At 51.8% G+C, this 13011-nt stretch carries 14 protein-coding genes; 12 read left to right on the plus strand and 2 right to left on the minus strand.

The features are described 5' to 3' along the window. The first annotated feature begins 123 nt into the window (after positions 1 to 123). The 3 genes from DWY25_RS02395 (at position 124) to DWY25_RS02405 (ending at position 3636) form a co-directional block, all read left to right on the plus strand. Complete coding sequence (locus DWY25_RS02395) at positions 124 to 1848, plus strand: M56 family metallopeptidase (RefSeq protein ID WP_117893196.1); 1725 nt, start codon at positions 124 to 126, stop codon at positions 1846 to 1848. Between the two features lie 112 nt (positions 1849 to 1960). Continuing rightward, the gene (locus DWY25_RS02400; protein WP_117893199.1) at positions 1961 to 2830 is read left to right on the plus strand and encodes a PHP domain-containing protein; all 870 of its coding nucleotides are present in this window, start codon (positions 1961 to 1963) and stop codon (positions 2828 to 2830) included. An 83-nt stretch (positions 2831 to 2913) separates the two neighbouring features. Beyond that, complete coding sequence (locus tag DWY25_RS02405; protein ID WP_006058878.1) at positions 2914 to 3636, plus strand: YebC/PmpR family DNA-binding transcriptional regulator; 723 nt, start codon at positions 2914 to 2916, stop codon at positions 3634 to 3636. An 88-nt stretch (positions 3637 to 3724) separates the two neighbouring features. On the opposite strand, the gene DWY25_RS02410 is transcribed toward DWY25_RS02405, so the two are convergent. After that, positions 3725 to 4492: an SDR family NAD(P)-dependent oxidoreductase gene (locus DWY25_RS02410; protein WP_117893202.1), complete on the minus strand. Its 768-nt coding sequence runs from the start codon at positions 4490 to 4492 to the stop codon at positions 3725 to 3727. A gap of 185 nt (positions 4493 to 4677) precedes the next feature. Between DWY25_RS02410 and tagD the strand changes: the two genes are divergently transcribed. Together tagD and DWY25_RS02420 are read left to right on the plus strand one after the other, a co-directional pair. Then, positions 4678 to 5070: a glycerol-3-phosphate cytidylyltransferase gene (gene tagD / locus DWY25_RS02415; protein WP_006058879.1), complete on the plus strand. Its 393-nt coding sequence runs from the start codon at positions 4678 to 4680 to the stop codon at positions 5068 to 5070. 58 nt (positions 5071 to 5128) lie between these two features. Then, positions 5129 to 5533 carry a DUF6287 domain-containing protein gene (locus tag DWY25_RS02420; RefSeq protein WP_117893205.1) on the plus strand — a complete coding sequence of 135 codons (405 nt, stop codon included), beginning with the start codon at positions 5129 to 5131 and terminating at the stop codon, positions 5531 to 5533. Positions 5534 to 5787: 254 nt separating this feature from the next. Here DWY25_RS02420 and DWY25_RS02425 read toward each other — a convergent pair whose 3' ends face one another. Then, the gene (locus tag DWY25_RS02425) at positions 5788 to 6900 is read right to left on the minus strand and encodes a tRNA(Met) cytidine acetate ligase (protein ID WP_117893208.1); all 1113 of its coding nucleotides are present in this window, start codon (positions 6898 to 6900) and stop codon (positions 5788 to 5790) included. A gap of 159 nt (positions 6901 to 7059) precedes the next feature. Between DWY25_RS02425 and DWY25_RS02430 the strand changes: the two genes are divergently transcribed. The 7 genes from DWY25_RS02430 (at position 7060) to DWY25_RS02460 (ending at position 12976) form a co-directional block, all read left to right on the plus strand. Continuing rightward, complete coding sequence (locus DWY25_RS02430) at positions 7060 to 7992, plus strand: alpha/beta hydrolase (RefSeq protein WP_117893212.1); 933 nt, start codon at positions 7060 to 7062, stop codon at positions 7990 to 7992. Positions 7993 to 8169: 177 nt separating this feature from the next. After that, entirely contained in the window at positions 8170 to 8673 is a 504-nt protein-coding gene (locus tag DWY25_RS02435; protein ID WP_117893215.1) for a YceD family protein, read from the plus strand. A 13-nt stretch (positions 8674 to 8686) separates the two neighbouring features. After that, positions 8687 to 8842, plus strand: coding sequence for a 50S ribosomal protein L32 (gene rpmF / locus DWY25_RS02440; RefSeq protein WP_006058885.1), 156 nt, complete (start codon positions 8687 to 8689; stop codon positions 8840 to 8842). Between the two features lie 271 nt (positions 8843 to 9113). Then, complete coding sequence (gene mraZ / locus DWY25_RS02445; protein ID WP_006058887.1) at positions 9114 to 9545, plus strand: division/cell wall cluster transcriptional repressor MraZ; 432 nt, start codon at positions 9114 to 9116, stop codon at positions 9543 to 9545. Further along, complete coding sequence (rsmH, locus tag DWY25_RS02450) at positions 9542 to 10480, plus strand: 16S rRNA (cytosine(1402)-N(4))-methyltransferase RsmH (protein ID WP_117893218.1); 939 nt, start codon at positions 9542 to 9544, stop codon at positions 10478 to 10480. The genes mraZ and rsmH overlap by 4 nt, the downstream gene beginning before the upstream one ends. 4 nt (positions 10481 to 10484) lie before the next feature. Beyond that, a complete protein-coding gene (locus DWY25_RS02455) occupies positions 10485 to 10787 on the plus strand; it encodes a hypothetical protein (RefSeq protein ID WP_006058889.1) in 303 nt (100 codons plus the stop codon). A gap of 5 nt (positions 10788 to 10792) precedes the next feature. Beyond that, complete coding sequence (locus tag DWY25_RS02460; RefSeq protein ID WP_117893221.1) at positions 10793 to 12976, plus strand: penicillin-binding protein; 2184 nt, start codon at positions 10793 to 10795, stop codon at positions 12974 to 12976. Positions 12977 to 13011: the final 35 nt, after the last annotated feature.

Consider the following 13011-nt stretch of genomic DNA (forward strand, 5'->3'; position numbering starts at 1 on the left):
TAAGCTTCTTAAAGATTGTGTTGTTAAGCCAATCTGTGTTAAAGATCGGGGCGGGAAAGGCTCCCGCTTGCATTCAGGTAAAAAGTTTGACCAGAAAAAGAAAATCAGGAAGGAGGGAAAGCGATGCTGGAACATGGCGTGATACGCCTGATTGAAATCTCGATCATGATCAGTCCGCTGATTTTGATTCTGTTGGCCTTGCGGCGGAAAGTTTTCCGAAAGCTGGGGAAAACGGCCCGGCTGCTGCTGTGGGTTCCGCTGCTTCTTCAGTTGGCAATCCCCATTCAGCGGACGTCGGTACATAGCCCGTATCAGAAACTGACGGCCATCCCGCTGGCGGATTCATTCGCGGAAACAGTGGAACAAATTGAAGCCGCGCCGATGATCATTCCTCCAACTCAAGATGCGCTCCCGCTGCCGCAGGACAGTCCGACACCGTCAAACTGGACCTGGGGAGAGGGGCTGGTGATGCTCTGGATACTGGGAATGGTCATCATGACAGGGGTAAATGTCATTGCCCGGGTGAAACTGAAAAAACGGTTAGGGTTACAGCCTTGTTCTCACGATCTGCGTGAAGAAGCGGTGCGTCAGATGGAGATCAATCGTTGTCTGCGGATTCCTGTCCGGCAGAGTATGAGCGTCCACAGCTGTGCGATCTATGGCAACTTGATGCCGCGGCTGGTCTTGGGCGCAGATTTTGAAGAACGAACACAAGCACAGCGGAGAATGATGCTTGATCATGAATGTCTGCATGTAAAGTACGGACATCCGTGGTTTCTGGGATTCATCCAGCTGTTGGAGATCGTCTACTGGTTTAATCCGCTGGTGCGTCTGATGATGAACCAGCTGCGCCTGGATCTGGAATATTTTATCGATGAAAAGCTGCTGGAGAACAAGCCGCAGAAAGAACGAATCGACTATGCAAATCTGTTGCTTTCCTTCAGCGCAGACCACGATCAGAGCGCTCTGCAATGTCTTAACAGTAAAAGAACGCGGAAGCGTTTGAAAGAAAGGATGGGATGGATTGTGAATAAAAAGAGAACGCCGTGGCTCATCGCCGCAGGCATCGTCGTCATCTGCGCCGGGATCAGCGCCGGCATGATGTTGAAACCGGATGCCCAGTCCGGCTGGGAAATGACGATGAAGCTGACGCTGCTTCAAAATGAAGCAACGCCTGTGGAACTGGTGAACACTGGTGAAATCAAAGTCTGGTGCGAAGGCTCGAAAAAAGCGCTGGAATCAATGGGTATGGAGGTTCCGGTCACCGTGCGGGCCGAGTCATGGATTTCAGCATCAGGCGAAGCGATGACGCTGACCGATATGCAGAGGGGCGCAGAATCCCTGGCGCAGCTGGAATTCGGGGAAATCCCGGAATCCGTGACCTGCTTCATGCCGGAAGACCGGATCTTTGTAAAACTGACTTCAGATCAGCTTCTTCAGCCGTATCCGGTAGCGGACGGTGCTGACGCCGTAGCCCGGATTCAGGCGATTTCGCCGGTTGAAAACCCTGAAATTACCTGCCGCTGGGGCTGTTACGCCGGTCATCAGGCGCTGGATATCACCGATCCGGATAACAAGCAGGCGCCTATTCTGGCAATTGCGGCGGGAACAGTGAACACAACCGGGTTTAATCAGATCGACGGTAATTACATCATTCTTGATCATGTCGACGGGATTCAGAGCTTCTACGGACACTTGGGCGAAATCCAGGTTGAGGAAGGCGATGCTGTCGCGCAGGGACAGACGATCGGCATCATGGGCATGACCGGGCGGGCAACCGGGCCTCATGTGCATTTCTATCTGATTCAGAATGAAACGGCGCTGGACCCGTCAAGCTTGTTCCAGTAAAGGATGGAAACAGATCACGCTTGAAATCAAAACCCGGAAAATTCCGGGTTCTTTTGTTGCTTAGAAACCGGTTTCAAGGTATACTTCAGCTAGAGGTAAGAGGAGGAATTTTATGAGTACCCTGGATTATCATATCCATACGATCGTCAGCACCGACGCCGATTATACACCGGCGGAAATCATCCGTATGGCAAAGGAAAACGGCGTGAAGACCCTGGCGATTACTGATCACAACAACGTTGCCAGCGTCGCGGAAGCGGCGCGCTTGGGTGAAGCGGAAGGCATCCGCGTCATTCCAGGCATTGAGATCGACTGTGACTTTGAAGGCGTAGGCTTTCACATGACGGCTTACGGGATTGATATTACCGATCCGCGTTATGACGAATTGTTCCATTATTATTATGACCAGTCCGTTGAAAATACCTGGAAAGCGAAGCATCAGTTCTGCGAAGCGATGGGACTGGATCTGCCGGATGAGCTGTTGAAAGCCGTGGCCAAGGACAACATTCTTGTGCCTGAGGATATCGGCGCATATTTGCTGAGTCATAAAGAATACGACGATTTACATTGGCTGGATCCTTATCGTGAGGGCGGCAGCCGCAGCGATAATCCGAACGTGAACTTTTTCTGGGATTTCTTCTCCCAGGGCAAGCCGGGCTATACCGCAGGAAGCAAGAAGACAGCGGCGGAAATCATCGATCTGATTCATGCCACCGGCGGGGAAGCAGTCGTCGCCCATCCGGGAGCTAATTTCAAAGGCAAAGATGAAATTCTGGAACGATTATTAGACAGCGGCGTGCAGGGCATGGAGGTCTACAGCAGCTATCACAGCGAGGAACAAACCCGTCATTACCGGCAGCTAGCGCTGGATCATGGACTGTGGATGACCTGCGGCAGCGACTTCCACGGTCATCATAAACCGGCGATTCAGATCGGGCGTATCCCGTTTCTTGAAAATGAGGCGGAAATTCACCGCTTTTAAGCCTGTTTTACAATTTTCTTCGTGATTTTTACAGTGTGCTTTGATATAATGATAAAGTCAATTTTGGAAGGTGGTTATTAACTATGGGACGTGCACATGAGGTCCGTGCGGCGGCAATGGCCAAAACAGCCGCAGCAAAGTCAAAATTATACTCTCGTTACGGCAAAGAACTGTTGATCGCAGCGAAAGCGGGCGTTCCGGATCCGGAGATGAATCTGGGCCTGAAACGGAAAATTGCCGAAGCCAAGGCAAACCAGGTTCCGGCGGATGTTATCAAAAGAGCGATCGAAAAAGCAAAGGGCGGCAGCGGGGAAAACTATGATTCCTGCCGTTATGAAGGTTTCGGTCCGGGAGCGGCGACGATCATTATCGACTGTCTGACCGACAACACCAACCGCAGCGTCAGCGCGGTCAAGACCTGCTTCAACAAAGCACATTGCAAGATGGGCGTCGCGGGCTGCGTTTCGCACAGCTATGACAACGTCGGTCTGTTCAACTTCCCGTATGAAGATGAAGAAGGCATGTTGGATGCGCTGATCATGGCGGATGTGAATGTTATCGACATCGAAAGCGAAGACGGAAACATGACGGTGACGGTTGATCCGACGGATTTCCACAAGGCGAAGGAAGCGATCGATGCTCTGATTCCGGAAGTCGAATACGACGCTTGCGAAATCACGATGCTGCCGCAGGAATACGTCACGCTGGAGAGCGAAGAAGACAAGGAATCCTGGAATCGTCTGTTGACGATGCTGGATGATTGCGACGACGTGCAGAAGGTTTACCATAACGTCGAAGCGGAATAAAAAAACGATCGTTTAAAAAGAAACCCTGAAGTTGAGTCAAGCTTCAGGGCTTTCTTTATCTCGTTTTTGCTTAATAGAACGCGGGGATTTAGAAAATGGTGCCGCCGCCATCAGCGCGGATTGTCTGACCGGTGATATACCCGGAGGCGTCGCTGGCTAAGAAAACGAGGATGGGGGTTAAATCCGCATACGCCGTGCCGATTCTGCCGATCGCTGGGACTTTGAAACCGAGTGTTTCCGGCTTGCGCTGCGCTTCTGGGAATGAATCGATGATGGCCTGCATCTTCGGGGTGATCGCCGTCGGACTGATGCAGTTAATGTTGATTCCGTCTTTCCCCCATTCCCGCGCCGTTACTTTCGTCAGCCCGCGGATCGCTTCTTTCACAGAAGCATAGGCGGCGTAGCCTTCCGTGCCTAACAATCCGGCCGGTGAAGCAAAATTGATAATTTTGCCATGCGCTTCCTTTAAATAAGGATAACACAGCTTCATTAAACGCCAGGTTGCCAGATAGCCGCTCTCAAATACGGTCATCAGATCCGCTTCCGTCTGGTCGAGGAACGGACTGCCGGGTTTGGCATTGACCGCGTTGTTAATCAGAATGTCGATCCGGCCGAAATGATCAGCAGTCTGCCGGACCAGATTTTCCAGCTGTGTGGGATCGGTGATGTCACAGACGACCGCCAGAACCTGAGCTCCTTTCTTGCGGCAGATTTCAGCGGTTTCCTCCAATTTGGACTGAGTTCGCGCGCAGATGGCCAGCTTCGCGCCTTCTTCTGCGAAACGAATCGCCATTTCCCGGCCGATCCCGCCGCTGCAGCCGGTGATCAACGCAACTTTGGATTCTAAAGCTTTCAAGATAATCCCTCCTTTACCCTTATCGTATTCCTCTTCACTGAAAGAAACAATAAAGAAGTTAAATAGTTAAATAATTTCACAAAGTTGCTTGAAAGAAAAGCTGAAAACAAGGCTAAGGCAGAAGAATGATATCCGAAATAAAAGAATTTTGGTATAATGAAAAAGTGACGAAAGGATGAAGAATCATGAAGCGAATACTTACTTACGGAACTTATGACCTTTTACATTGGGGGCATATCCGTTTATTAAAACGAGCGAAGCAGCTGGGCGACTATTTGATCGTCGGCCTGTCGACCGATGAATTCAACGCGATCAAAGGAAAAAAAGCCTATCACAGCTATGAGGAACGCAAGATGATGCTGGAAGCGATCCGCTATGTCGATCTGGTGATTCCGGAAAACGACTGGGGACAGAAGCCAAAGGATATTCAGGAATATCACGCCGATCTGTTCGTCATGGGCGACGACTGGGAAGGCAAATTTGATGAACTGAAGGCGTATTGCGAGGTTGTTTATCTGCCGCGCACCGAAGGGATCTCTACGACCAAGATCAAGGAAGATCTGGAAAAGCTGAAATAAGCGGCTGATCGTCACTTCTGCACCGGTGTTTGCTCTACATTATGTCTGCGGAGGCAAAATGAAAAAAATAGGGATTAGTTTATTGGCGTTAATGTTATTGATAGGCTGCGCAAAGAAGGCAGAAAATTTAGAGAATAAGATTGAGCCGGAATTGGATCACGAGGAAATCATGGCGGGGGATTTTTCTTCTTTTGCCGGCGTATATGTCAATTCAGAAGGAATGATTATCGTTCTTGATGAAGACGACATCGAAAGAAAGCTGATGGAAGTCATGGACATCGATGACGGACATTATTATTTGAATGTGAAAACGGATGATGGATTTGGTTATGGAATCGAAGTTTATGGTATCGGTGTGGAAGTGCCGGAATATGAAGGGTTAACCGATATTACAAAAATACGTGTTTATCGTGGCCAAGCGGGTCCTATGTCGGTGGAAGAAATTTTCAATAAACAGGGATAGCTTGGAAATACCAATTTCATAGGACTTTATAGTATTCCGCGTCAATGGGGATAAAAAATCAGAGATTGACGCGGGTGATTGATCAATGTGAAACTGAGGATTCTGAGGATAAAGATTCATTTGTGTTTTTACTCAGATTAGGAACAATCGAATTTCTGATATAAAGAAGCTGGCAGCGGTAAACTTGATTTTAAGCTTACTGCCGCCAGCTGTTTTAATTGAAATTGAGGAAGAATTATTCTGTTCCATTAATTTTATAAGATGATCGGTCCGCCGATTTCTTTTTTTAACAATGCGATCCGGTCAGGTTCCGCCATCATCGAGGCGTACAGCTGTGTCGAACGGTATTCCAGCCGGCGGTAAGGCTCGGGAACAGCCGCAAAGCGGGAGGCGATGCGAACTTCCTGTTGACGCAGCTGTTTTAGATACTGTCTTCCGGTTTCGTTGAATGCCAGCGGACGCAGTGTATCGAGCGGCGGCAGGCAGCGGACTTCATCCCAATGAATCTGGCACAACAGCTGCAGACAGGTGCGCTGAATCCGCGATCGGGTATAGCGTCGGTTCACGGCGGCGGCGATGAAGCTGTCCCAGTCCGGTGAAATCTCTGCGCAATGAGCCAGATGAACTTCAATTCCTTCGGAAAACAGGAAGTACGTTTGCAGTACACGTACCGGCATCGTGGTCAGCATCATTCTTAAATAAGGATAGAACTGCGCCAGAGAGACCCGCGGCCCGGCTTTCAGCGCGGAAGCCATCGGCGTCTGTTCATCGGAGAAGCATTCCTGTTCAGCAGCCAGCCGGATCGCTTTGGCGCTGGCCACCGGACCCTGCAGCGTCGTTTCATGATAGCCGACGGTGCGTTGGATCGTATAGGGCGTGATCGGACTGTCCTGCAGCTGCTTCAGATAGGCCACGCCCAGGATATCGTTGGGCAGCATCTCCTTGGCCCATAAACCATACGCCTTGGGGAAAGCCAGCCCGGCGGCCATCGACTCCTTCAGATGATCCGGATTGATCGGCATCGACGCAATTTCCTTCAGTTCCTCCAGGTTGTTGCTTTCCGAGCCGAAGACCAGTGAAGAAACCTGCGCCAGTTTTAATAACGTCACCGCGCCTTCGGCAAAATGCGAAGCGCTTTGCGTGACCCAGGGATAGGGCAGCTCGAGGATCAAATCGCAGCCCTGCGTCACTGCCGTCGATGCCCGTTTCCATTTGTCCAGAATCGCCGGCTCCCCGCGCTGGACGAAATTCCCTGACATCACCGCGATTAGCACATCGCAGCCGGTGATCGCGCGGGCTTGTTCCAGATGATAAAGATGACCGTTATGAAACGGATTGTATTCCACGATAATTCCACATGCTTTCATAGACAACCTCCAGATCTTTCCAAACCTTCCTTATACGAAGTCGGACAGCGGTTTTTTTCACTGCTGTCCTTTATGATATCATAAACATTCGTGAAATGCTCACAAACCGGAGAAACGCTATGCTATAATAAACTAGGAATCCGAGGTGAAACAAAAACAATGGATGAAAAACAAAAAATAGCGACAACGATATACCGCCCGAAAGGGCAGCCGCGGGCGATCTTCCAGATTTCGCACGGGATGGCGGAACACCGGCTGCGGTACGCGGAATTTGCACAGAATCTGGCCCAGCTGGGCTTCGTGGTTGTGACCAGCGATCACCGCGGACATGGAGGATCGGCCGCCAGTCCTGAGGAGCTGGGGTATTTCAACAAGCACAAGGGCTGGCAGAAATGCGTCAACGATCTGTACGAACTGATGATTCAGGTGAAGCAGGAATATCCGGACGTGCCGGTAATCCTGTTTGGTCACAGCATGGGTTCGATCATGGCCCGCAGCTTTGTCAAACGTTACGACGCGCTGCTGAACGGACTGATCCTGTGCGGTGCGCCGAACTACAACCCGGCCGCCTCGGCCGGCCGGATTGCCGCCAAGTCCATCATCGCGCTCAAGGGCGATCATTACCGCAGCAAGCTGCTCGATCAGTTGGTGCAGGGCTCGTTCAACAAGCAGATCCCCAATCCGCGCACGCCGTTAGACTGGCTGAGCAAGAATCCGGACAATGTCGACGCGTACATCGCCGATCCGCTGTGCGGATTCCGGTTTACCGCTTCAGCGTTTGACGATATGTTTTACGGGATTCAGGATATGCACGATCTGATGCGCTGGAATCTCAAGAACCCGAAGCTGCCGATTCTGTTTATCGCCGGCGGGGACGATCCGGTGACCGGCGGCCGCAAGGGGTTGGAAAGCTCGGCGGCAACGCTGCGGGAAGCCGGCTATGACGACATCGAGATGCGGGTATTCAAAGGATTGCGCCATGAACTGCTCAATGAAAAAGAAAAGGATCAGGTCGCGGCGGAGATTCTCGACTGGACGGCCCGCAAGATTGGCGGCTGCGCCGATCTGCGAACGGAACAAGCGGATCAGTAACGAGCCGGGTAAGCCGGTAAAGAACCCGGCGGAAGAGATCTTATCCGGTTTCCATTTCCGCGGTTCCCCGTTAAGCAACCCTGAAAAACCCCGGTGTTAAGCTTTAAAAGTTATCATTGACTTTGGCTGGTTTTTTACATATAATAAAGGCTGTTAACGAAATAGGGTGAACTGCGCGTGAAATGGTCTAAGACTGAACTGATCAATCAAGGGAATCAAGAACTCACAATTAACGAGGCTGTGACTTTTGATCCGGAAAGTTTGGCGAGCGACCGCCTGCGGGATTTGAAGAACGTGACGGTGACCGGTAGCGGAGTTTACGATCCGTCGCGGCAGCGTTTCGAGGCAGATCTCAAGGTCACGGGTGATATGGTGGTTCCCTGCGCGGTGTCGTTGGAAGACGTCATCGTGCCGTTTGAGACTTCTTCTCACGAAGTGTTCTCTTTCCTTCCGTGCGAGGAAGCAGAGGTTCATGTTCTGAAGAAGGATGTACTTGAACTCTACCCGGTTGTCTTTCAGCTGATCCTGGCCGAAGTCCCGCTCAAGGTTGTTAAAAGCGGAATTTCCTATCCCAAGGGAGAAGGCTGGGAAGTCATCAGGGAAGAAGATTACAACCGGCAGAAGAAACAAGAAATTGACCCTCGTTTAGCGAAACTGAAAGAATTCAAGTTTGATGATTAGGAGGTGCTGACACATGGCTGTACAACAGAGAAGAAATTCGAAGACAAGAAAGGCAAAACGCAGAACACATTTTAAGCTGACGGCTCCGACGCTGGTTAAATGCCCGGCTTGCGGAGAATACAAGCTGCCGCATCGCGTTTGCTCCTGCGGTTCCTACAACGGCAAATAAAACAAAAAGAAGATATCGGAAAAGGTTTCCGGTGTCTTTTTTTATTCTTATAGATAAGTTGAAAATAATTCAATTAGATTAAGAAACAGAACTTGATTTATTTTGACACATTTCGACAAAAAGCCTGTGTTTAAGCCAAATGGTAAAAATTGGTTAACAAATTATGACAACTTAATGACGTTTTATTAAAATAAATTCTTGGCATTTGCGGGGACGGTGTTATAATTGTGGTATGAAGTGGCATAAAGTGGTAGATTGTGGGTGATTGATCATGTTCATGGGCGAATATCGGCACAACATTGACGCCAAGGGCAGAATGATCATTCCTGCCCGCTTTCGCGATGAGCTTGGCAATCGCTTCGTTGTTACCCGCGGTCTGGACGGCTGTCTGCGCACCTATACAATGGCGCAGTGGGACGCCGTGTTCGAGCAGCTGAAACGGCTGCCTTCAACCAAGCGGGAAACCCGGATGTACATTCACATGCTGACGTCGAAAGCGTCGGAATGCGAACTGGACAGCCAGGGACGAATTCTGCTGCCTGCCGCTTTGATCACCGAGTCCGGAATTGAAAAAGAATGTGTCGTGGTCGGGGTTGCCGATCACGTGGAAATCTGGGCCAAGGAACGCTGGGATAACTACTATGACGAAGCCAGTGCTTCGTTTGAGGATGTTGCCGAACAGCTCACGGAGTTTCTCGTATGACAAGACATTACAGTGTATTGCTTCAGGAGTCCATCGACGCCCTGAACTGCCAATCTGACGGCATTTATGTTGACGGCACATTAGGCCGCGGCGGCCACAGTCTGGAAATTGCCCGCCGCTTGCAGAACGGTCATCTTTACGCGTTCGACCTTGACGAACAGGCGCTGGCGGAATCCGCACAGCGATTAGCTGAAGTCGGCGACCGCGTGACGCTGATCCGCGCCAATTTCGCGCAGATGCGCGAGGAATTGAACGCGCGGGGCGTGATGAGCGTCGACGGTGTGGTCATGGATCTGGGCGTTTCCTCGCCGCAGTTTGACGACGGCGAACGGGGATTCAGCTACCGCTACGACGCCCGTCTGGATATGCGCATGGATCAGAGTCAGCCGCGCTCGGCCTGGAATCTGGTCAACGAGCTTGATGAAAAAGAACTGAGCGCGCTGCTGTGGAAATACGGCGAGGAAAGTTATTCCCGTCCGATCGCCCGGCAGATCGTGCGGGCCCGCGCCCTGCATCCGATCGACACGACCTTCGAGTTGGTCGACGTGATCAAAAAGGCGCTGCCGGCGAAAGTGCTCAATAAGAAGGGACATCCGGCCAAGCAGACGTTTCAGGCTTTGCGGATCGCCGTTAACGGCGAACTGGAATCGCTGGAAACCGGTCTGCGGGCGGCGATGTCGTTAGTCAAACCGGGCGGCCGGATCGCCGTCATCACCTTTCATTCGCTGGAGGACAGGATCGTGAAGGAAACCTTCCGTCAGGCGTCCAGCGTTGAAAAAACCGACCCGCGGATTCCCTTGCTGCCAAGTCAGATCCGGCAGCCGGATTTCCGTCTGGTCAGCCGCAAGCCGATTTTGCCAGGCGAGGAGGAGCTTGCGGAAAACAATCGTTCACATTCCGCAAAATTACGTGTATTAGAAAGGATAGGGGATTAGAATCATGGCTAAGTTAGTGAAAAAGAAGAAGAAGCTAAGGTTAGAAGGATTGGCTGCAGTGCTGCTTTTTTTCGCCTCAGTTTGTTATGTTTCTTCTTCGTTATTCTTAAGAACTTACAATAACTCATTGAGCGCGCGTCAGCAGAGCGTATCCCGCGACATCGCGGCACTGCAGACTGAGAACGACGCGTTAAAGATTGAAGTCCAGAGCTTGAGCACGCGCGACCGCGTCACCGGCATTGCGGCCGAGGACGGCATGACACAAAATCAGGGGAATATTGTGACAATCGCCAAAACTGGAGAGTAATTCTCATGCGGCAAAGCAATCGCATGATCCTGCTGATCCTGGCGACGATTCTATTGATCAGCGGGTTGGTCACGGCGAATGTTTTTTTAGTGGCCGTCGTGAAGGTCCACGCCCGCAGCGGAACGGATCTGACCGATTATGTTTCCGCCAGCAACGTGCACAGGACGGTTCAGCAGGCCCGAAGGGGATATATTTTAGACCGCAACGGAACGATCATCGCGCAGGACAACGTGACTTACAATATCATCGCTATTCTGGATAAAAACCGTCAGAGCCGCAAGGGTGAGATCGCTTATGTTGACGATCCGCTGGCCACGGCGCGTGCACTGGCGCCGATTTTAGGCATGGAGGAATCGACGCTTTACGGCTATCTGACCAAGAACGCCAAACAGGTGGAGCTTGGCAGCAAAGGCCGCAATCTGCCGCGGGAAACCAAGGAAGCGATCGAAGCGCTGGATCTCAACGGGATCGAATTTGTGCAGACGACGAAGCGGTCCTATCCGTTAGGTACGTTTGCTTCCTATCTGATCGGCTTCGCGCAGGCGGACGACGATGGGGAAGTCAGCGGCCGGATGGGCATCGAACAATATATGAACGCCGCACTGAGCGGCGAGGATGGCTATAAACGCTATCAGGCAGACAAAAACGGCAACATTCTGCCGGGCATGAAGATGGAAGAAAAGAGCGCCGTGAATGGCAACGACGTGATTTTAACGCTGGATCAGGGGATTCAGGAAGCGTTGGAAACGGCGTTCATGCAGACGCAGGCCGAGTTTAACCCGGAAAAGGTATGGGGTTCGGTCATGGAAGTCGAAACGGGCAAAATCCTGGCATGGGGCCAGTCGCCGTCGTTTGATCCGAACACGATGAATATTGATGATTACGTCAATTATGTATCGCAGATGCCTTACGAACCGGGCTCGACGATGAAGGTTTTCACGTATGCCGCGGCGATCGACAGCGGGGCGTATGACGGCAGCGTACTGGTGGACAGCTCGCGGTTTTGTTACGCGGCAACCAACCGGAAGCCGTACCGCGTTTCCCAGGGTGATTCCCGCAAGATCGGCTGCATTGGCAATGCGTCGGGCAAAAGCTGGGGCATGATCCCTTACGATCTGGGCTTAGTCTATTCGTCCAACGTCGTGACTGCGAGCATCATTACGAATTTAATTGAACCGTCGGTCTATGAGGAGTATCTCGACCGTTTCGGTTTTTTCAAGCTGGTTGATACCGACGGCATTGCGGAAAGCACCGGCGTGAAGAATTTTACCTGGCCGGCGGACAAGCTGGCGCTGACCTACGGGCAGGGCTCGACCGTCACGATGCTGCAGATGATCCAGGCCTATTCCGCGATTTTCAACGACGGCACGATGGTCAAGCCGTACGTCATCGACCAGGTGCGTTCCTCTTATGACGATCAGAATGTGCTGTATCAGGGCCAGACGCAGGTTGTCGGCACTCCGATCAGTGTTGAAACCTCGAAGCAGGTCCAGCAGCTGATGTACGACACGGCCAACCGCGAGGACGGCACTGCCCGGTTCTATCAGATTCCGGAAACGACGATCATCGCCAAGACCGGAACCACCCAGCTGGCGGCGGTCGGCGGGGGCGGCTACAGCACAGGCAAGACGATCGTTTCGCTGATGGCGGCGATGCCGGCGGAGGATCCGAAGGTCTTGGTGTATTATGCGTTCCAGGCCGATTATGATAAGAACGCACACGTCAAATCCGACGCGATCAAATCGGTGCTGCGCAAGGTCGCGATGACCTACAATTTTGCCGGGCAGCAGGACGTCAGCGAACCGAGCGCGCCGTCGGCGGAAATCGTACCGATTCATGAATCCACGATGCCGTCGCTGATCAATCATACGTTAACCTACGCGCAGAACAAGCTGGCCGACAGCGAATGCGATGTGATCGTCTTGGGCGGCGGCGAGGAGATCATCGACCAGTTCCCGCAGGCCGGCGAGATGGTGGTGACGCGTCAGAAGGTTTTCCTGCTGACGGATACCTACCAGATCACGATGCCCGACATGAACGGCTGGACGCGCAAGGAGGTCAGCGGTTTCTGGAAAGCCAGCGGTCTGCCGGTCAAGATCGAAGGCTACGGCAAGGTCGTTTCCCAGAATATTCCGCCGGGGACATTGGTCAACAAGCAGACGGCAATCGAGGTCGTGCTGCAGGAATAGACGTTTCATCCTTTACAAACAAAGAAAGATCCGCA

This window comes from Holdemania filiformis, from assembly GCF_003459085.1.
Lineage (GTDB): Bacteria > Bacillota_I > Bacilli_A > Erysipelotrichales > Erysipelotrichaceae > Holdemania > Holdemania filiformis.